The following is a 19920-nucleotide window of genomic DNA, read 5'->3' as shown; positions in this document are numbered from 1 at the left end:
ATTTTGATTCGATCTTAGGCATGGGAGCGCCAGACGTATTAAGATCGAACCATTGGATTCAATTAAATTTCTTTCCATTATAACATTGATTCACAACAATGTGTAACAAGGTACTATGTTATGCATTATAGTATAAATATTTACTATGAAAAAATGCTTTTTTATATTTAGAGCTATAATGCTTTGTTTAATTTCTATCCCGTGCTGGTCACAAACAGAAAAATTGCTTACAGACAATCCCCTCAGAAACAAATTAGACAGGGCTATCCAAGTAGCTGCAGCAGATTATATGGATAATCCAGGCACGGTTGGTCTTTCAATCGCTATTTATCAAGATGGACGCAGTTCAATCTACAACTATGGTGAATCAAAAAAAGGGACAGGTCAATTAATTAAAGCAAATCAATTATTTAATTTAGGTTCTGTGGCCAAGACATTTATTGGAATTATGCTTGCACAAGCTGTAATAGATAAAAGAGCAAACTTGCAAGACGACATCCGTAAATATCTTCCAGGAAAGTATCCTAATTTGCAATACCGAGGTCGCCCCGTAAGGTTGATTAATATAGCCAATCATACATCTGGTTTACCGAAGTCATCCAGAAATTTTCCGGCAAAAATTATGGATAGTGTAAAGAATATAAGTCTTCCTCAACAGCTTGATTTCTTTGCGAAGTATAATCAAGATACTTTAATGAAGGATATGCATAAATTCAAGCTTGACACCTTGCCCGGCACCAAGTACGAATATAACGGCAACGCCATGACAATTCTTATTCTTTTACTTGAACGCATATATCATCAACCATATGAGCTGTTAGTGACAAATTACCTTAAAAATCACCTTGGTCTTTACGATACAAGAACGAAAATTCCTGTCAACCAGTTAAACCGTTTTATTCAGGGATATAAAGATGCATCACGTCCTGTACAATGGTATGATCTCACAAATAAAAAAACGGATGAGATTAATACTAACCTTTTTTATCCTGGAGGGCCAAGTATGAATTCAACCATGGCAGATATGCTTAAATATGTAATAGCTAATGTTGAAGAAACCGACCCTGCTATAAAATTATCACACAAGGAAACTTATCACCAAATAGACAGTACGGGTGTAGGCTTAAGTTGGATGATTGGAAATAATGATGGAAAACGCTTTCTTTACCATAGTGGCCGAACAGGTATTGGATTTAGCACACTTTGTGTTGCATATCCCAAAGACAAAGTGGGGATCATGATACTTGTTAATGATAACCTTAGTCAAGAGAATATATCCATTTTAAGCGACAAGATTAAAGTTGCCCTAATGGAATGATGACTTATTCTGATTAACCCCTCATTATTTGGTAATCAACTGTGCCTGAAAACATTAGGGTTATATTCTTTATATGGCTTCCTGAAACGTATTTTTTATGAGTGATTATCATAAACTCATTCCATTATTCAAATCAGAAATTTATTTTTTGATAAGGAGTTTTTGATCATTTGCGATGTACAAAAACAAAGGATTAAATTTAATCCGCAAATCTTAATCAGAAATCTAAGCTATAAGCGTTCCCTTATCCTGTCGATGTATTTCTGGCGATAAAAATTATCTTTTATTGACGGTAATAGTGCATCAGATGTGATTGGGTTTTGATCAAACTGGTTAGTCAGATCGTTTAATTCATCGGCCAAATCTTTTTCTATGCTTTCAATATCTCGTTTTACCTGTGCTAATTTTTCGGTATCGGGTTCGAATTCCAGATCCATCAGTGCTTCGTTAATGTCCATCATTTCCATCAAAAACAACTGTGATAACTGATACCCTTCATCTGTTTCTATTACCCCTTTTAATTCCAGCACGTATTTTAAGCGCTTTTTAGCATTGGTTAGTGTTTGGTATGCCTTATTGTTCAAAGTTGACAGATCGAGCATCTCTTGCTGCTTCTCTTCACGCTCATTGGCATAAAAATCAGGGTGAAACTGTTTGCTCAGAGCATAAAACTTTGCTTTTACCGCCTGCTGATCAGGTTTAAATTGTATAGGTAGTTTGTAAAATTCGAAATAATTGGGCTGTTGGGTTGCTTCGCTCATGAGGATATTAAATTAAAAAGCCGCAGATGTTTAGCTTGAATACTCAAACCTGCACATCTGCGGCAATTATATAAATTTGGTTTTACTTACCGAAGGATTTTAAAATATCATTACCAAAAGCAAACACCATTAAACAAATCAGGATTACAAAACCCACAATTTGGGCCTTTTCCAGCACTTTTTCGCTCACAGGCTTCCGTTGTACCATCTCGATCAAAAGAAACACGACGTGGCCTCCATCTAAGCCCGGAATAGGCAATAAATTCATGAAAGCCAAAGCCATTGAGATCAATCCGGTTAAAGTCCAGAATTTAACCCAATCAAAGGTACTTCCATACACTTTTGCAATACCAATCGGACTGCTGATGTTACGTGCACTTAGCTTACCGGTAATCATTTTACCAATACCTTTTGCATTATCTACAAAAGTGCTCCAGGCCATGCTTGCACCAACCGGAAACGATTCGATAAAGCCAAAATCCACATGTGCAGTTTCAGGTGTACTCAGGTTAGGGATAATGCCAATTGTACCTTCTTTACTTACTTTAAGATCGAAAGTAATTTCTTTTCCCTTGCGTAAAGCATTGATGGTAACTGGTTTTAATTTATTTTTAGAAACCTCTTCTTTAAACTGATCGAAAAAGGTAATGGCTTTACCATTAACAGCTAAAATGCTATCACCCGGTTTTATACCCGCAGCATAGGCCGGATACACCGGTTGCTCAAATTTACGGCCAAACAATTTGTCAAAAAACGAAGGTTTATCGGCCTTTTCATCAGGTGCACTTACTTTATTTACGCTTTGCATCTTGTAACGCGGAGAGATAAAATTCTCTTTGTCGTTTTTTGAAATTTTATTCAAAATGGTATCAGGAACTGAGATATAAAGGGTTTTATTGTCTCTTAATATGGTTAACTGTGCGCCATCAAATAAAACTTTACTTGATATGGCATCTTCAAAACGGATCAGCTTATTGCCATTGATGGCTAAAATTTTGTCGCCATTCTGCAGACCGATTTCTTTACCGATTGTTCCAACCGAAATACCATCGTTTAATTTACTGTTAACGGTATAATTCTGGCCGATGTTAAAAGTTAACATCCAAAAGATAAAAATACCGACAATTACATTTACGATAATTCCCCCAAGCATGACAATTAAACGCTGCCAGGCGGGTTTAGAACGAAATTCCCATGGTTGCGCAGGTAATGCCATCTGTTCAGTATCCATACTCTCATCAATCATCCCCGCAATTTTAACATAACCACCCAATGGCAGCCATCCTATTCCATATTCAACATCGCCTTTTTTGAAACTAAAAAGTTTGAAACCCCAGGCATCAAAAAATAAATAAAACTTTTCTACTTTAATACCAAATGCCCTTGCTGCCAAGAAATGCCCTAATTCGTGTAATATTACCAATAAAGACAATCCGAGCAGCAGCTGCCCCGCCATAATCAATCCATTCATATTCTCTTATAAAATTTTTATGTTAGATGTTAAACTATACTTTTTGTTACTAATTCGCCGGCTAAGATACGGCTATGTTTGTCAGTTTCTAAATAATCGTTCAATTGTGGTTTTTCAATAAAACTGATCTCTTCCATACATTGCTCAATTACTTCGCTCATTTGTAAAAAACCGATTTTATCTTTCAAAAATGCCTCTACAACAACTTCATTCGCGGCATTTAAAATACAGGGCATATTCCCTCCTTTTCTTAATGAAGTAAATGCCAGGCCTAAATTCCTGAATGTTTCCATGTCTGCCTTTTGAAAGCTAAAAGTTGGATATTCCAAGAAGTTAAAACGTTTAAAATTGTTTTTTAGCCTGTCGGGATAATTTAATGCGTACTGAATGGGTAATTTCATATCCGGAACACCCATTTGCGCTTTCATAGAACCATCGGTAAATTGTACCAGCGAATGTACAATAGATTGGGGGTGCACAATTACATCAATCTGATCCACATCAAGATTAAACAACCATTTGGCTTCAATCACCTCCAAACCTTTGTTCATTAAAGAAGCAGAATCGATGGTAATTTTCGCACCCATTACCCAATTAGGGTGTTTTAAGGCCTGTTCTTTTTTTACCGTTATAAGGAAATCTTTTGTTTTGCCCAAAAATGGCCCGCCAGAAGCCGTTAAATAAATCTTTTCGATTTCATTTTGCTCCTCACCTACCAAACACTGGAATATGGCCGAATGCTCCGAATCTACAGGTAAAATCTTTACCTGATGTTCTGCTGCCAATTGGGTAATCAGTTCGCCTGCAACCACCAGGGTTTCTTTATTTGCCAAAGCAATGTTTTTACCTGCTTTTATAGCGGCAATGGTAGGTTTTAACCCTACTGATCCCATTAATGCGGTAAGCACTACATCGCTTTCGCTATAAGAAGCAACTTCTGATAAAGCGGCTTCGCCTGCCAAAACTTTTATATTAAGGCCTGCTAAAGCATTTTTAACTTCGCTGTATTTGCTTTCATCACAGATCACCACAACAGCTGGTTTAAATTCCCGTGCTTGTTGAATCAAGAGTTCTGAATTCTTCAGTGCAGATAATACCGCTACTTTAAAAACCGTAGGATGATCCCTAACAACTTCAAGCGCTTGCGTACCTACACTCCCGGTAGAACCTAATATGGTTATTTTCTTCAAATCTTTTAATATCATGAATGCTCAAATTTAATTAAGCATTTTATTTGTTCATTTTATTTTTCACTCGTTTTGTCATTCTGAACGCAGTGAAGAATCCCTAACCAAAGAAAAACTAAATACTCGCCATGGTTCGTGTCTCCACGAACCTTTATTCGCATTTCGTTTCGTAAAGACACGAACCGAGGCTATAGATTTCTCGACTGCGTTGCACTCCGCTCGAAATGACGATCCTTCAATTAAACAATATACCGCTCCAACCCATCCGCCAGTTTCCTGTCGTTACTTAATCGTGGCACTTTATTCTGTCCGCCCAATTTCCCTTCACTTTTCATATAATTTACGAAGGCATCTTTTTGCAAAGTACGTATTATTAACGGTTGCAGGATGTTGCCCTCAATCAGGTCAAAGTAATAAATATTTTTCTTTTGCAAGGCTTCATCCACCTTTTTACTAAAAACGGCTAAATCTTTTGGTGCAGCTGAAAACTCTATAAACCACTCGTGGTAAGGCAGTTGTCCAGCTTCCGGATTAACCTGGGGCGCCACTGTAAATTCTGTAATTTCGACCTTTTCTTTGTTGGCCACGGTTAAAATGGCCTGTTCTACTTCTTCTCCGATTACATGTTCGCCAAAGGCCGAAATAAAATGTTTAATCCGCCCGGTTACCACGATTTTATAAGGATTTTTAGATACAAATTTGATGGTATCGCCAATACTATAACCCCATAAACCCGCATTGGTATTTAAAATCAGGGCATAATTGGTATCCAATTCTACTTCACCAAGCGATAACCGCGTTGGATTATCATTATAATATTCATCAGCTGGAATAAATTCGTAAAAAATTCCTGCATCAGCCAGGAGTAAAAGTCCTTTATCTTTTTGCGAGTCCTGGTAAGCAATAAAACCTTCCGAAGCCGGATAGGTTTCTATTGCATCGATTTTTTTGCCAATACTTTGTTCAATTTTTGCCCGGTAAGGTTCGAAATTTACACCACCATAAATAAACAGGCCAAAATTCCTGAATATTTCTGCAATTTTCTTTCCCCCCGATTTTTCGGAAAGTTTATCAAAATACATCTGTACCCAGGGTGGGATACCCGAAATCAATGTCATGTTTTCATTAATGGTTTCCCCAACAATAGCATCAACTTTCTGCTCCCAATCTTCGATAATATTGGTTTCATAAGAAGGCAAGCGGTTCTTTTGAAGGTACGCCGGAACATGATGCGCCACAATACCCGATAAACGCCCCACGTTAATTCCATGTTTTACACTTAAAACCGGACTCCCCTGCAGAAAAATCATTTTTCCGTTTACAAAATCAGCTTTGCCTGTTTCGTTAATATACGTTAAAATAGCATTACGGGCAGCTTTTATATGCTCAGGCATCGATTCTTTCGATAGCGGAATATATTTTACGCCTGAAGTGGTGCCTGATGTTTTGGCAAAATAAAGTGGTTTACCTTTCCAAAGTACATCGGCTTCACCTGCTACTACTCGATCTACATAAGGTTTTAATCCTTCGTAATCCTGAACGGGAACATGTTTTTTAAAATCAGCATAGGTTTTGATGTCGTCAAAATGATGGTCTTTCCCGAACGCGGTATGTCTGGCTTGATCAATAAGCTTTTTCAGGATGTTATGCTGAGCATTTACGGCATTATTTTTCCATTTGTTAATCTGCCAAACTGCAAATGCCGCAAAGGGTTTACTTAACGCTGCTTTAAGCCCCCAACCCCCTGAAGGGGACTTTTCCTTTCTACCGTTCTTTTCTTTTTCCATAAATTTTAATCTGATTTTTAACTCCCCTTCAGGGGCGGGAGGTTAAACTATATTATGTAAAATATCCGGATGTTCGTCGCCTTTATATTCGCTCGAAATTTTACGGTAAGCAACTGTTAAGGCCACGCTTGAAAGTGGAACAATAATAAATGAGCTTAAAATATTAACAATGAAAGCAACTAATGGCCATTGCAGGTAGTTTAGCAACAGATAAATTAAGTATCCCCCTCCTAAAACAACCAAAAGCAATAAAATTTTAGTAAAATTTCCTTTGGTAGTAGCCAAACTTAATTTGATAGAATCGAACGGAGTTGCGCCTTTATCGATGATAAAAAACGGGAAGAAAGAAATCCTTAACCAGGTAATAAAAATAGCAATAATACCTACTGATATGGCTACGTTTTTAACAATGGATACGTTGATTCCTGTGTAAATAAAAGGAAAGGCAACCAAAATCACCACCAGATAAACACCCAGAATACAACCAACAAAATAAAGCGTGGCCACTAAAAACCGGATAATCTGTTGTCTGGTTGGCAGGGTATCTACAATTTTAACATCACTTTCTTCATCATCCATTAAATGAAAAATATATTTAAAGAGCGAAAGGTTGATGGTAAAATAAAGCAGTACGAAAATAATTACCATGATAACACTCAGGGCTTTACTTACATCTTTAATAAAAAAGGCCATTAAACTTGATGCACTTGCCGTGATAAACATCAGAAAGCATAGCGTAGCAATCGAAAAATAGTGTTTCTTGGTAATGCTCCAGGCTTTTTGCATTACATCATTAACGGCGAACGTACTTTCTTTTAGATAATTTATCATTGTTGTTTGAATACCACACGTTTAAATAAATCCTGTATAAATCCTAAACCATAAGCGGTTAATTGGATAAACGAAGATATAATGCTCAAAAATGCAACTTTTAAAGATTTATTTACAGACCATGAATGAAAAAATATCAACATAAAGTAAATCAATAAGAAGAAGTTACAAACATATGCCAATGGAGGATATATAAAGTTACACAAAATGGTGAAACCAAAACCTAATGTAAACAGTGCTGGAAAAAAATGTACAAGTTTTAATTCCTTTGGAAAGTGTTTGTAAATATTGATCCTGGCCCTGCCAAAAAAGTGTAATTGTTTGTAAAACTGACTAAAACTTGTCCTACGTTTATGGTAAACCTTTGCATCCGGGATCAGGCCGATTTTGAAACCATTTTCGTGAATACGGATGCTATATTCTATATCTTCGCCCAATCTGGTTAAGATAAAACCACCTACTTTCTCCCAGGCCTGGCGGGAAACGCCCATGTTAAAACTGCGTGGGTGAAACTGCCCGACATGCTGTTTGTTTCCACGGATACCACCAGTAGTGAAAGGCGAAGTCATGGCATAGCTGATTGCTTTTTGTACAGGCGTAAAACTATCGTGTGCAGCATCCGGACCGCCATAAGCATCCAAATGATGCTCGTACAAATAATTTTTAACCGTTTCAAGGTAATTTGCAGGAATTAAACAGTCAGAATCGAAAATAACAAAGTAATCGCCTTTAGCCCTTTCGAAACCAAAATTACGTGCAAAACCTTGTCCGGCATTCTCCTTGAAATAATATTTGATATCGAGTTTGTCTGCATAACCGTCTACAATGGCTTTTGCATCGTTTTTCGAACCATCTTCGATCACCAAAACCTCAAACTGTAAATAAGTCTGTTTGGTTAAAGTGTTTAATAGTTCGTCAATCTCTTGTGGACGATTATAAAGTGGAATGATGATGGAGAAAAACATGCTTTTAAAGGTAAAAGGCAGAAGGTAAAAGGTTGAAGGTTTATGGCGTATAAAACCTTACGCCTTAAACCTTTTGCCTTATACCCTCTTCTCGATTAAATACTGGTTTCTTTCTGGTGCATTACGCGATAACAGTTCTGCAATGAAACCTGCCAAGAACATTTGTGAACCAACAACGATGGCAACCAGCGATAAATAAAACAAGGGTTGATCGGTTACATCGCGATAAGCCAAACCCTGCCATATCAGGTATTTCTTTTCGAACAAAATGTACAAAGCCATGATGATACCGATAAAGAAACTTAATACACCTAATGAACCAAAAAAGTGCATCGGGCGTTTTCCGAATTTACCGACAAAGAATATCGACAGCAAATCTAAAAAGCCATTAATAAACCTGCTGAAACCAAATTTTGTTGTTCCATATTTACGTGCGCGGTGCTCTACCACCTGCTCTGCTATTTTACTAAAACCGGCCCATTTGGCAATTACCGGGATATAACGATGCATTTCGCCATATACTTCTATGGTTTTAATTACATCGCTACGGTAAGCTTTTAGGCCGCAGTTAAAATCGTTCAGTTCGATACCGCTCATTTTACGGGTAGCCGCATTGAAGAGTTTAGTAGGGATTGTTTTGGTGATCGGATCATAACGTTTCTTTTTCCAGCCCGAAATCAAGTCGAGTTTTTCTTCTTTGATACGGCGGTATAATTCTGGAATTTCATCCGGACTATCCTGCAGATCAGCATCCATGGTAATCACCACATCGCCCTGTGTAGCTTCGAAACCTACGTTTAAAGCTGCAGATTTACCATAGTTCCTCCTAAATTTAATGCCTTTAATGGCAGGGTTCTGAAGTCTTAAATCTTCTATTACCTCCCACGATCTGTCGGTACTGCCATCATCAACCAAAATAATTTCATAACTGAAATGATTGGCGATCATCACTTTATCAATCCAGGCCGTTAACTCCGGCAGGGATTCATCTTCATTAAATAAGGGTACTACAACTGATATATCCATTTTTGAGTATTATCATCATTGCGAGGAGGAACGACGAAGCAATCTATCTTGAAAGATTACCACACCCCTATGCATTCCCATGCTTCGTTCGCAATGACGCATTATTAAAAACGTGCAAATTTCATCAAATTAAATGATAAAACCTGCACGTTCAAAATTTTATAAAAAATTAAACCCTTTCTTTTTTAAGAATAGCTGCGCTGATTAAACTTATGATCAGGCCAAGTAAGGTATAGGCAATAGCAGCTCCAAAAGCAGTAAAAATCCACATATATCCACGCATCATTTCAATACCTTTTACCTGTTGTTCGTTACCATTTGCCTTCTCTATCGCTGCATCAGCTATTTTATCTAAAGCGTTTGGATCCAAAACTTTGTAATATAGAATAAAAAGCAAACCAACAAACAAACCTGCATAGGCAGCTACCTTGAAACCGGTTGAAAATGCCCTTCCGTAAGTAATATACCCACCAAGCTCTTTCTTATGCGTGATCTGTGTGTAAATTATCGACATAAAAAACACACCGTAAGATAGAACCATTGCAATAATTTTTTCTGCAATAGGTAAATCCGGATTTGTTGAATCAATGCCAAGTAACTTTAACAGATAAATTAATACGATTGAATAAACTGCAAAACTTATTGCAACTTTAAAAGCCAATGCGTTAGGTTTTTTTTCTTCCTGAAGTATTAGTTGTTCCATGATAAATAATCTAATTATTAATTGTTGTAATTAATATATAAGTAGCAGAATCGAACGATTTGTTACTGCTAAACTGAATTATTTCTTTGGTAGTTTCTGCGCTTCCCTCCACATCAAGGAAAAAGGCCATAAACGGCACAAATAATTCCTGCATTTCTTCGCTGATATTTAATTTTGCCGCGGTTTTGCAAATCTCTTCTACACTGCTTTCTGCCAGTTGCTGGTTGCTGATCAGTTCTTCGTAAATTTCAAATTCATCCTGGAACTCATCATCTTCTACCAATAAAAATTCTTTCAGGAAATCACCCAATTCAGGATCCAAATCTTCGTCTTTACATTCTTTAATGTAAAGCAGCAGGTTTAACAGCTCTGTTCCCCTATCGATGGTTTCTTCTTCAATATTGGCCCATTCGTCGCTTTCCAAATAGTCTTCTTCTAATTTCTGTACATCACTGCTAAAGAAATTTACCATCAATAAATCGAAAAATATTTCACGTAATTCTTCAAATTTAGGATGGCTATCAAAAACGGCATCAAAAGCTTCGGCTTTATCTAAAAAGTTAACATCCAGCTCAAAAGCAGCCAGTAATTCAGTTTCAAAACCTTCTACATTAATAGCCGAAACTTCAGCATATTGGTTAATGGTGGCACTTAGCGCTTTTTTTACTCTGTTATCCATAGGATTAAGATTTTTAGGATTTAAGAATTGTAAGATCATTTTGCTTATGGTCTTTCAGCGCTTTAAAACCTATTTTTATTTTATAAATATTATTTTAGAATTCTACTTCTTTATGCCTCAAGTCCGGAAACCTTCTACCTTAAAAAGTATTGATTATTATTATAAACCAAATTAACTTTCCCAGTAAGTTCGGTATTCAACAACGGACTGTTTGCTGATTTAGAATGATTGCTTGCCGCATTATACAACCACTTTTCGGTGGTGTTAAATACAGTAAAATTGGCTTTGTAGCCTTCTTCTATTACCGGAACAGTTAAATTTAATAATTTACGTGGATTAATGGCCAGTTTCTCAGAAATTAAAGCAGTGTCTAATCCGGCCTTTAACACTAATGGCAATACGGTTTGCAAAGCAATAATTCCGTAATGGGCAATTTCGAATTCTACATTTTTAAATTCGATTTCTTCCGGACGATGCTGTGAGGTAATGGCATCAATGGTTCCATCTTTTAAACCTGCGATTAAGGCTTTTACATCAGCTTTGCCGCGCAATGGGGGTTTAACTTTATAATTGCTATCAAAATCATTTAAAAGCTCTTCAGTAAACACAAGGTGATGTGCGGTTACATCGCAAGAGATCTGCACGCCATCTTTTTTCGCCTTGCGGATTAAAGCTACAGCTCCAGCAGTAGAAATATTGCTGATGTGGATTTTAGTTTCGTTGTAAGAAGCGAGAAAAATATCGCGTGCAATGTGCATTTCTTCGGCTAATGCGGGTAAACCTTTCATACCCAAAAGAACAGAGTTTTTGCTCTCGTTAATCTGCGATTTGCCTGCAATTGATTTATTTTCGGGATAAACCATTAACAAAGCATCAAAACCTTTTGCATATTGTAAGGCGCGGCTCATAAAGCCATCGTCCTGCAGGGCCCTGTCTCCATCTGAGAAAGCCACTGCACCCGCCTGTTGCATATCAAAAAGTTCGGCAAGTTCTTTTGCTTCGCGATTCTGGCTGATGGCACCAACCGGTAAAACATCAACTAAATTATTTTTAGCCCTGTTAATAATGTATTCTACCTGCGATTTTGACTGCACCACCGGACTGGTTTGTGGCAAAAGCGCCAAACCTGTAAATCCTCCTGCTTTTGCAGTTTCAGTAAGTGTTTGAATATCTTCCTTGGTTTCGAAGCCCGGATCGCCGGCTACGCAGTTTAAATCGAAAAAACCAGGCGTTAAAAAAGCACCCTGGGCATCGAAAATGGTTTCGTTTTTTTCGGCAGTTAATTTACCTATGTTTTTAATTGTACCATTCTCAACCCTAACATCGCATTGTTGGTTGTTAAATTTACTCTGCGGATCGGCAATGGTTACATTTTTAACCAGGAGATTCATATTGTTCTTTTTGTATTGTTAAAAAATCGGATGAGCAAAATTTCTGCTGCAATAAAAATCAGCGACAAAATTAGACAAAGTTTCCATAAAGTCTGTCCGATTTTATTCGCGCCGGCAATTAATTTAACGGCATCTTTATCGGTATCGAATATTTTCAGATTGCTTTTACCTGCTAACTGTTCCAGTTCTGCTTTATTTAAATAATGCATGTCAGATTCTGTTCTACCACTATTGAAACTATAAACAGCAAGCAGTGAATCTGCAAGTTTTAAGTTGTAAAAACCTGCATTTTTAACCTGATCGGCGATGTAAATCAAGGTTTTGCCATCTGCCTGACGGATTTCTGGAATGGCCTCAAAATGATCGGCGGTAATTTTTAAAGTCTGGTTTTTACCTAAGGTAATCTTTTTACTGGCCAACGCATTATCATTACCAAGGTTGTAATACAATGGAGCTTCGTTTCCACCACTCAGTGCAAGACGGTAAATTAAGGGCACAAAAACCGGGTGACGGGCCAAATTACCATCATTTGCATTTAAACCAGAAGCCGATAAATACACCTGACCACTACCCACGCCATATTTTGAGAAAAATGATTTTCTGCCTGGCAAGGTCATGATTGCCTCTTTGTTTGAATTATTTGTTTCTGTAAATGAATAATAACGCGTAACTGCGGGAAGATCTAAATTTTTAGGAATTTCTTCAAACACTGTTTTAAAAATAGGGTTTTGAAGATCGATCTGGTCAACTTTGGTTGGCGCTGTATTTAAAGACTGAATAACTGGTAGCGACAAAGCACCTAAAAAGGCATTATAAGCTTGAATATCTGCATCCAGATCAGGAAAAAGCACGACTGTTCCACCGGCATTAAGATAGGTTTTAAGCTGTTGGGCCAAGCCAGTTGAAGGATTTTTCAAACCATTTAATACAATTAAGCCGAAATTGGCAAAACTGCTATAATTTACATTGCTTTCGGCGTTCCCGGTAAGTTTATAATAAGAATCGGCTGCAAATAAAGCTTTAATGTAATTACCGGAGTTAGAACCATTGATGCTTAAAACCGGAAAATTTTCATCTACTTTAAAGCTAAAAGAAAGCGTATCATCAAAGGTTACCGGAAAATCTTTAATGGTGATGATGCCTTTTTGCCATCCGGCAGTTAATCCGGAGAAATTTAAAGTGTCTTTAACCGTTTTTCCTGCAGGAATGGTTACCGCACCCAAACCTTTTTGCTGGTTATTGATGCTTAATTTTAAAGGGATATTTTTAGCTTCTTCTTCAGAATAGTTCTTTAACTGCACCACTAAACGTTCGTTTGCTCCCGGTTGATGGTTTGGCGAGAGTACCCAAACGCTATCAACCGCTACATTGGGTAAAGTGTTGGCATTCAGTTTTAAAAAGGAATATTGAATATCGGGTTTGGTTTCGAGTTTATTAGTGGTGGAAATGTTTTTTTGAAAATCAGAAATCAAAAAACTGTATTTGTTTTCTGCTCCGGTTAAAATATTCCCTTGTCTGTTTAATATCTGTTGAAGGTTGCGGTTGGCCGCAGAGATTTTCACATCATCCAGGGCCTTCAAAAACGCTTCTTCGTTTAACAATCGTTGGTGTTTTCCTTCAAAATCGTTTGTTAGGAGTTGAAAACGATCGTTAATGCCGAAACCTTTAACCAGTTCTTTTGCCCTGCGTTTGGCTTCATCGAGCAAGTTGCCATCTTTGTTAATGGCTTCCATACTATAAGAATTATCGATATAAACGCTTACCACATTGTTTACCGCAGTAGTTTTTTGGTTGTGATCGGGAATGTAGGGCTGGGCAAATGCCAGTACCAAAAAGATGATTGCCAAAATCCGCGACAATAAAATCAACAGGTTTTTAAGCTTTTCTTTAGATGAATTTTGTTGTTCTACTTCTTTTAAAAGCTGAACATTAGAAAAATAAATCTTTTTAAATTTCCTGAAATTGAATAAATGGATGATAACCGGGATGGCGACCGATATTAGTGCGAAAAGAAAGCCCGGATAAAGGAAATTCATTAAAAATCAAAGATAGAAAAATTATGGAATTAGGGGTAATATTCCTGATTAATTATTATCAATGTTACTTAGTAATTGGTGGAAGCAAAGCGATAGGAAGTGACAAATGATTTGATATATCTATTTATCATCATAATGGCCGGCAGCTGACAAGACCAATACGCTCACTGTTACACCATTTATTTGATAAACTAACCGATGTTTTTGTGTTATCCTTCTGGAATACAAACCAGACAGATTATATTTCTTTAGTTCTGGCTTACCTGTACCAGTAGTTGGATGCTCAGTAAGTTCCAATAATAATTTTTGGACCTTTATATATGCATTTTGATCAGTCTTCTTTAGCCACTTAAGATCCTCTATTGCAGAGAGAGTGAACTCCAGGCTATACATTATAAATCTTTAAGAAATTCTGCTAAAGCATCTTTTCCGACAACTTTGGTAACTTCTCCATTTTTTACCTGCAAAAGTGACTTCTCAATCTTTTCAATCATTTCTTTTGAAAAATATATATCATCATTGGTAATCGGTGTTATGGAATATGCTTTATTTTTTCCTCTCTGCACGATAATTTGTTCCCCACTATCCGCCATGTCCATGTATTCAGCCTGCTTTTCTCTAAATTCTCTACTGCTTACCACTAACATAATTTTATTATTTTGCGTACCATAATGGTACAAATGTACGATTTTACAATTGATAATGTATTATCTTGCAAATTGCAATTTACATTAAACCATATTATTTTTAATAGTCCTTTATCATGCAATGATTCTTCACTACGTTCAGAATGACAATTATTAATGAGAGAAGCGAAGTTATATGATTTTAACCTAATAACTAAAGCCCGGAAATTCGATATTTACAATTTTCCAACTACCGTTGTATAGCGCGAAATACAGCTTAAAAGGTCCGCTTACAATTTTAGATTGTTTTTGAAGAACATCTCTATAACCGGCAACACCTTCTACAAAGCCCATTCCTTTACCATCACTCATTAATTCAAAATTAACGTCGATAATATCATAACGGCCACCAACATACTCATCAGATTGTCCGAAAACACCTTTTAACCTGCCAATAATGACATCCTTGCCGATAATTTTATTCCCTGGAAGGATAAAAAAATCATTCAGTTCGTTGGTAATGGCCTTAGATTGCTTAAACCATGCGTTTATAAATCTGATGGCACTATTTACGATATCGGCCTGATGGTTGAAAGTAGGTGTTTCCTGCATTTTTTGGTATATCACTTTTTAAATAAGGCTGTATCTTTAAAATAGAGCTATAGCAATTCCTTCGACAGGCTCAGGATGACAATCTATAATAATGATACAGCCTCAAAATCTTGGCGAAGTTAACTATTCTTTAGCCTTTCTCTAATTTCGGCGAGAGAATAATCGATCAATAAGCTGCCATCCCTGAAAACTTCTTTCAATTCGCCCTGTGCTTCTTCTTCCCAGCTGCATTGATCTTTCAGTTCGTATTCGCCTTTGGCATTTTTAAAAATCTGCAGTAAACCTTTAGCCGATTTTTTGGTACCATCATCGGTAATGGGATCTTTAAATATCTCGCGACCAACGCCATCTACTTCACCATAAGTAGCTTTCATGGCAAAACCAAAGGTATCGCGGGTATTGTACTGATAAGTGAAAGAACCGATACCGAAAACCACATTGGTTGAGGCAAAACCTTTTGCTTTTAAGCGCTCGCAGATCTGCGTAGCCCTTTCGGTGGTAATGCTATCGCCGTAAATGGCTCCAATTTGTGGCACCAACTCTTTAAAACCTTTATCGTTGGTTTTTCCACCGAAAACATCCCAAAGCAGTTCGATTACCCCTTTTTTCTCATTTTCGTTTTTGCCGTTTGGATTTCCGCAGATGATATCAACAGGATCACCGGAATCGGGCCTGATTACCACTTTACCAGGCCTTGCGATGATATCCTCTTTCAAAACAGGCAGGTACTCGGTTAACACTTTCCATAAATCCCAGGTATCGGAAACGATGGATACAATTCCTTTTGGATAAACTTCAAGAATCAACCTTTTAAATGTTTCGAGCTCTCCTGTATTGGTTCCCATGCACATTACCGAATGTTCTGTAGCGGCAACGGATCCACCGATCAGTTCTTTATCAGAATCGGCATTGTAATATTCTTCTAAAAAATCGATGGCCGGAATGGTGTCGGTTCCGGTAAAACTCAATAAGTGACCCGCGGCAGAAGTTACCGCAGCTTCTATCCCTCCCATGCCGCGCATAGAGAAATCGTGGCCTTGCCAGTCTACAAATTCTGGTACGGAAGAAGTTTCTGCGGCGTAGTGATCTAAAATGGTGCGGTATTGTTTGGCAATGGTGGCCGAATTACATGGCAACCAAACCACCGCCGAGAGCAATGTTTCGAAATAATTGGTGAGCCAGAAAAACTCTGGTTTGGTATTATACATGGTGAACATCGGCACACGCAAAGGCACTTCGGCCCCTTCGGGAAGTGATTTAAAAACCATCGGGATATAACCCAGATCGTGCAAATCGGCAATGTGCTGCGTACCTACCAGGTTTTCGCCCAGGTAATTATTGATCCTGCGGGCATATTTCCTTAAAATCTCCTCTTTGGGCTGTTTAAAGAAATTCTGATTAAAATCTTCGATGATGTATTTTTTGATAAAGTATTGTAGGCCAAAAAGCACCACGTAATTTACATTTTCGAGCCTGCTTTTTCTGGGCGTCCAGTTAGAATAAACCAATGTGGTATTTTCGGGGTACTGTCTGCGGTGGTCAACTTTATAACCGTCTGTTAATAATAATGGATTCATGGTTTGATGTATTTGCTATTATTTATTTCTTCCTTTTTCGTTGGGATACAGGTTTTGTAAGGCATCACTCTGCCAAAATTGTTTGGTTGCGATATCCAAACAGCTTAATTTTCCGGTAAATGCAGCACCGGTATCTATATTCCAAACATTACAGCCCTGCATTGGCACATTAACATTGTAGTAGAGGGTTGGCGTATGGCCAATGTAGATTTCGTGATAAAGCAATAAACGTTTAGGGTAAAGTACCGAGTCTTTTTTGATCCGCTTATCCATAGTCAGCGCCATTTCCCATAACGTTCTATCCCATGAATAATTGGAAGAATAACGCTCTTTTTCCGGGCCATGCATGGAAGAAAAACCAGCGTGAATAAAGAGATTGTTCTGTTCGTCTACGTAATAATCATGCATCCGTTCAAAGAAATTTAGGTGTTTCTGTCTAACGGTATTCGATATGTTTTTATAACTCTCGATGCTTGATTTACCGCCATGGATAAACCAAACATCATCTACAATGGCTTTTTCGAGCCAATCTATACACCATACATCGTGATTACCTTTGATAAAGACGCATTGATGGCTTTTTTCCAGTTCTATCAGATAATCGATCACCTGGGCCGACTCACTCCATCCATCCACATAATCGCCAAGAAAAATGAGCTTATCTTCGGTTGATACTTCTGCACGCCCGAATAACTGGATCAAACCTTTTAATCCGCCATGGATATCGCCAATTACCAATGTTCTTCCCATATTAAAATTCTATATATTCAGCAGGCACAACATCTGTAAGCCACACGTTGTTGGCCGATAAGTAAAATTTATATCCTGCCTTGTGCATCGCCCCACTGTTAATGGTGAGGATAACTGGTTTCCCCCTCCTGCCGCCCACTTTATTAGCAGTTTCTTTATCGGCACTTAAATGCACATGCTGCCTGCTCATTTTTTGTAGTCCCTGCGTTTTAATGTCTGAAAGGAATTTTTCTACCGTTCCATGATACAGGTATTCCAAAGGTTCGGTTTCATTTAAGTTTAACTCAATAGCAATCGAGTGCCCCTGGCTTGCCCTTATTTTGGTTTTATCTTCGTTAAAGGCAAATCTTTTTTTGTCGTTATTTTCAACAACGTATTTAAGCAGATCAAAATCTAATGTTAGGTCATAAAGGTCGAATTTGGCAATCAGCTCATTCACATCTGCCCAGCCATTTTCATCGAGCTTTAACTTTATTGTTTCAGGCGAATGCCTCAAAATATAGCTGAGCAATTTGCTTATGCCTTTTGTTATTTTAGTGTCCATAATGATATGAATATTATTTATTCAATTTCTGTAGGTAGAGTTCATAATTCTCATCGTCGAAACAAACGAAGATTACCTTTTCTATTTTTTCCTTTTCAGCGAAATTATTTACCGTAGCAATGGCAATATCTGCTGCATTATTTTTTGGGAAATGATAAATCCCCGTGCTGATGTTTGGAAAAGCAATAACCTTAATACCATTTTCAATTGCCAGGGCTAAACTATTGCGGTAACAATCAGCAAGCAAAGCATTATTTTTTTCACTTTCTCCATTCCACACCGGCCCAACGGTATGGATCACGTATCTTGCAGGTAAATTACCTGCCGTGGTAATTACCGCATTGCCCGTTTTACATTTGCCCTGTTTATTTCTGATTTCAATACAAGCTTTTAAAATTTCTTTACCACCCTTTCTGTGGATGGCACCATCTACCCCACCACCACCAAGTAACGAACTGTTCGCGGCGTTAACAATGGCATCGGCTTTAATTGTTGTTATATCGGCTTTGATTAGTTCCAAAATCATTTTTTAAATTTTATTAATTTATTGTTTAACACAAACTTTCTTAAAAAAACATCGTCATTTCGAGCGTAGCGCAACGTAGTCGGGAAATCTGTCCGGCTAGATCTCTCCATTACGCTACGCTTCATTCGAGATGATGGCGGCTGATTTATAAAAGTCTTTCATTGAGAATTCATTTTATTAGCAGATATCACATCCCTTACTTCCATCAGTGCGAACCCTAGCAGATTTAAACGGAATTTCAACATCTTATACTCTGGCGTTGATCAAAGCTTATAAAATATCAGCCAATTTTATCTGTGTTACTCCTGCATGCTCAACTTCTTTGATGGAATCTGTAGTAAAAATCTGCTCAAAATATTTGCCCAGTTCATCAAAACCTTTGCTAAATATGCCATGACTAATAGCCAAATATAACTTTCCTGCATTTTTAGCTTTAAGTGCTTCGGCTAAACCTATAAATGTTCCGCCACCATCACAGATGTCATCGACGATCAAACAATCGGCACCACCTAAATCATCACTATACACTTTAAAACCTGAAAGCTTTCCTGTTTTTACATCCCTGCTTTTTGAGCATTCTACCACTTCGGCACCACCTAAAAATTCGGATACTTTATAAATTTTCTTTAAGGCACCGCCATCAGGGGATATAAGTTTTACCTCTGTCCCGATTTTTGAAATGACCTCTTTTATAAATTGGTGGTTAGAAACGGTAACACAGTTATTAAGCAGGGCCGGTGTTACTTCGCTATGGGGATCGAATACGGTAACACTTGCCAAAGCCATCGCATTGATGATATCCGCATAAACTTTTACAGATAAAGGTTCTCCAGGAACCATCACCCGATCCTGTCTTGCTGCCGGGAAATACGGAATAAAAAGATTGATTTCTTTTACACCCATTCGTTTCAAAGCATCAACGGTGATGCAGATCAGTCCTAAATCGTTAAAAGAATTTATCCTTTGCGTAATGGTAACCGGAAGCTTAGTATCAAAATTATCTGAAATTTTAATATGTGGTTCGCCACCTGCAAATAAGAAAGATTTGTATTCGATTAAGTTATTTTCGCCTAGCGGAGTAAAACTTGGATTTAGATTTAACATATATTTGCGTATTATTTACACAAATA

Annotated in this window: 20 protein-coding genes; 1 reads left to right on the top strand and 19 read right to left on the bottom strand. The window is 37.5% G+C overall.

The genetic code is table 11. The features are described 5' to 3' along the window. Positions 1-145 precede the first annotated feature (145 nt). A complete protein-coding gene (locus tag R2R28_RS21540; RefSeq protein ID WP_316827722.1) occupies positions 146-1318 on the top strand; it encodes a serine hydrolase domain-containing protein in 1173 nt (390 codons plus the stop codon). A gap of 230 nt (positions 1319-1548) precedes the next feature. Here R2R28_RS21540 and hscB read toward each other — a convergent pair whose 3' ends face one another. The 19 genes from hscB to prs all read right to left on the bottom strand — a co-directional run bounded on the left by hscB (position 1549) and on the right by prs (position 19894). Further along, positions 1549-2079 (bottom strand): Fe-S protein assembly co-chaperone HscB, encoded by a 531-nt coding sequence (gene hscB, locus R2R28_RS21535; RefSeq protein ID WP_316827721.1) that lies wholly within the window; start codon positions 2077-2079, stop codon positions 1549-1551. A gap of 82 nt (positions 2080-2161) precedes the next feature. Further along, positions 2162-3550 (bottom strand): RIP metalloprotease RseP, encoded by a 1389-nt coding sequence (gene rseP / locus R2R28_RS21530; RefSeq protein ID WP_316827720.1) that lies wholly within the window; start codon positions 3548-3550, stop codon positions 2162-2164. 29 nt (positions 3551-3579) lie between these two features. Then, the gene (locus R2R28_RS21525; protein WP_316827719.1) at positions 3580-4755 is read right to left on the bottom strand and encodes a 1-deoxy-D-xylulose-5-phosphate reductoisomerase; all 1176 of its coding nucleotides are present in this window, start codon (positions 4753-4755) and stop codon (positions 3580-3582) included. A gap of 221 nt (positions 4756-4976) precedes the next feature. Then, positions 4977-6524, bottom strand: a complete 1548-nt coding sequence (locus R2R28_RS21520) for a GH3 auxin-responsive promoter family protein (protein ID WP_316827718.1) — start codon at positions 6522-6524, stop codon at positions 4977-4979. Positions 6525-6566: 42 nt separating this feature from the next. Continuing rightward, entirely contained in the window at positions 6567-7355 is a 789-nt protein-coding gene (locus tag R2R28_RS21515; protein ID WP_316827717.1) for a hypothetical protein, read from the bottom strand. Next, positions 7352-8320, bottom strand: a complete 969-nt coding sequence (locus R2R28_RS21510) for a glycosyltransferase (protein WP_316827716.1) — start codon at positions 8318-8320, stop codon at positions 7352-7354. Before R2R28_RS21510 ends, R2R28_RS21515 begins: the two co-directional genes overlap by 4 nt. A gap of 78 nt (positions 8321-8398) precedes the next feature. Then, a complete protein-coding gene (locus tag R2R28_RS21505) occupies positions 8399-9346 on the bottom strand; it encodes a glycosyltransferase family 2 protein (protein ID WP_316827715.1) in 948 nt (315 codons plus the stop codon). Between the two features lie 169 nt (positions 9347-9515). After that, positions 9516-10049, bottom strand: coding sequence for a DUF4199 domain-containing protein (locus R2R28_RS21500; RefSeq protein ID WP_316827714.1), 534 nt, complete (start codon positions 10047-10049; stop codon positions 9516-9518). Between the two features lie 10 nt (positions 10050-10059). Beyond that, positions 10060-10728 carry a hypothetical protein gene (locus R2R28_RS21495; protein ID WP_316827713.1) on the bottom strand — a complete coding sequence of 223 codons (669 nt, stop codon included), beginning with the start codon at positions 10726-10728 and terminating at the stop codon, positions 10060-10062. Between the two features lie 134 nt (positions 10729-10862). Beyond that, positions 10863-12119 (bottom strand): dihydroorotase, encoded by a 1257-nt coding sequence (locus tag R2R28_RS21490; RefSeq protein ID WP_316827712.1) that lies wholly within the window; start codon positions 12117-12119, stop codon positions 10863-10865. Continuing rightward, positions 12116-14155, bottom strand: a complete 2040-nt coding sequence (locus R2R28_RS21485) for a BatA domain-containing protein (RefSeq protein ID WP_316827711.1) — start codon at positions 14153-14155, stop codon at positions 12116-12118. The genes R2R28_RS21490 and R2R28_RS21485 overlap by 4 nt, the downstream gene beginning before the upstream one ends. Positions 14156-14275: 120 nt before the next feature. Continuing rightward, positions 14276-14548 carry a Txe/YoeB family addiction module toxin gene (locus R2R28_RS21480; RefSeq protein WP_316827710.1) on the bottom strand — a complete coding sequence of 91 codons (273 nt, stop codon included), beginning with the start codon at positions 14546-14548 and terminating at the stop codon, positions 14276-14278. After that, positions 14548-14802, bottom strand: coding sequence for a type II toxin-antitoxin system prevent-host-death family antitoxin (locus R2R28_RS21475; protein WP_316827709.1), 255 nt, complete (start codon positions 14800-14802; stop codon positions 14548-14550). Before R2R28_RS21475 ends, R2R28_RS21480 begins: the two co-directional genes overlap by 1 nt. Positions 14803-14988: 186 nt before the next feature. Beyond that, complete coding sequence (locus tag R2R28_RS21470) at positions 14989-15408, bottom strand: hypothetical protein (protein WP_316827708.1); 420 nt, start codon at positions 15406-15408, stop codon at positions 14989-14991. Between the two features lie 104 nt (positions 15409-15512). Beyond that, positions 15513-16970, bottom strand: a complete 1458-nt coding sequence (locus R2R28_RS21465) for a nicotinate phosphoribosyltransferase (protein WP_316827707.1) — start codon at positions 16968-16970, stop codon at positions 15513-15515. Between the two features lie 18 nt (positions 16971-16988). Then, positions 16989-17720: a metallophosphoesterase family protein gene (locus tag R2R28_RS21460; RefSeq protein WP_316827706.1), complete on the bottom strand. Its 732-nt coding sequence runs from the start codon at positions 17718-17720 to the stop codon at positions 16989-16991. A 1-nt stretch (position 17721) separates the two neighbouring features. Beyond that, positions 17722-18264 carry an RNA 2'-phosphotransferase gene (locus tag R2R28_RS21455; RefSeq protein WP_316827705.1) on the bottom strand — a complete coding sequence of 181 codons (543 nt, stop codon included), beginning with the start codon at positions 18262-18264 and terminating at the stop codon, positions 17722-17724. 13 nt (positions 18265-18277) lie between these two features. After that, positions 18278-18790 carry an O-acetyl-ADP-ribose deacetylase gene (locus R2R28_RS21450; protein WP_316827704.1) on the bottom strand — a complete coding sequence of 171 codons (513 nt, stop codon included), beginning with the start codon at positions 18788-18790 and terminating at the stop codon, positions 18278-18280. A 270-nt stretch (positions 18791-19060) separates the two neighbouring features. After that, positions 19061-19894 (bottom strand): ribose-phosphate diphosphokinase, encoded by an 834-nt coding sequence (gene prs, locus R2R28_RS21445; protein ID WP_316827703.1) that lies wholly within the window; start codon positions 19892-19894, stop codon positions 19061-19063. Positions 19895-19920: the final 26 nt, after the last annotated feature.

The organism is Pedobacter miscanthi, from assembly GCF_032678605.1.
GTDB lineage: Bacteria > Bacteroidota > Bacteroidia > Sphingobacteriales > Sphingobacteriaceae > Pedobacter > Pedobacter miscanthi_A.
This window is presented reverse-complemented; position numbering and strand designations above follow the sequence as displayed.

Excerpts from the sequence above, each read along its gene's own strand:
- R2R28_RS21540 (WP_316827722.1), top strand. The coding sequence starts at position 146 with ATGAAAAAATGCTTTTTTATATTTAGAGCTATAATGCTTTGTTTAATT.
- hscB (WP_316827721.1), bottom strand. The coding sequence starts at position 2,079 with ATGAGCGAAGCAACCCAACAGCCCAATTATTTCGAATTTTACAAACTA.
- rseP (WP_316827720.1), bottom strand. The coding sequence starts at position 3,550 with ATGAATGGATTGATTATGGCGGGGCAGCTGCTGCTCGGATTGTCTTTA.
- R2R28_RS21525 (WP_316827719.1), bottom strand. The coding sequence starts at position 4,755 with ATGATATTAAAAGATTTGAAGAAAATAACCATATTAGGTTCTACCGGG.
- R2R28_RS21520 (WP_316827718.1), bottom strand. The coding sequence starts at position 6,524 with ATGGAAAAAGAAAAGAACGGTAGAAAGGAAAAGTCCCCTTCAGGGGGT.
- R2R28_RS21515 (WP_316827717.1), bottom strand. The coding sequence starts at position 7,355 with ATGATAAATTATCTAAAAGAAAGTACGTTCGCCGTTAATGATGTAATG.
- R2R28_RS21510 (WP_316827716.1), bottom strand. The coding sequence starts at position 8,320 with ATGTTTTTCTCCATCATCATTCCACTTTATAATCGTCCACAAGAGATT.
- R2R28_RS21505 (WP_316827715.1), bottom strand. The coding sequence starts at position 9,346 with ATGGATATATCAGTTGTAGTACCCTTATTTAATGAAGATGAATCCCTG.
- R2R28_RS21500 (WP_316827714.1), bottom strand. The coding sequence starts at position 10,049 with ATGGAACAACTAATACTTCAGGAAGAAAAAAAACCTAACGCATTGGCT.
- R2R28_RS21495 (WP_316827713.1), bottom strand. The coding sequence starts at position 10,728 with ATGGATAACAGAGTAAAAAAAGCGCTAAGTGCCACCATTAACCAATAT.
- R2R28_RS21490 (WP_316827712.1), bottom strand. The coding sequence starts at position 12,119 with ATGAATCTCCTGGTTAAAAATGTAACCATTGCCGATCCGCAGAGTAAA.
- R2R28_RS21485 (WP_316827711.1), bottom strand. The coding sequence starts at position 14,155 with ATGAATTTCCTTTATCCGGGCTTTCTTTTCGCACTAATATCGGTCGCC.
- R2R28_RS21480 (WP_316827710.1), bottom strand. The coding sequence starts at position 14,548 with ATGTATAGCCTGGAGTTCACTCTCTCTGCAATAGAGGATCTTAAGTGG.
- R2R28_RS21475 (WP_316827709.1), bottom strand. The coding sequence starts at position 14,802 with ATGTTAGTGGTAAGCAGTAGAGAATTTAGAGAAAAGCAGGCTGAATAC.
- R2R28_RS21465 (WP_316827707.1), bottom strand. The coding sequence starts at position 16,970 with ATGAATCCATTATTATTAACAGACGGTTATAAAGTTGACCACCGCAGA.
- R2R28_RS21460 (WP_316827706.1), bottom strand. The coding sequence starts at position 17,720 with ATGGGAAGAACATTGGTAATTGGCGATATCCATGGCGGATTAAAAGGT.
- R2R28_RS21455 (WP_316827705.1), bottom strand. The coding sequence starts at position 18,264 with ATGGACACTAAAATAACAAAAGGCATAAGCAAATTGCTCAGCTATATT.
- R2R28_RS21450 (WP_316827704.1), bottom strand. The coding sequence starts at position 18,790 with ATGATTTTGGAACTAATCAAAGCCGATATAACAACAATTAAAGCCGAT.
- prs (WP_316827703.1), bottom strand. The coding sequence starts at position 19,894 with ATGTTAAATCTAAATCCAAGTTTTACTCCGCTAGGCGAAAATAACTTA.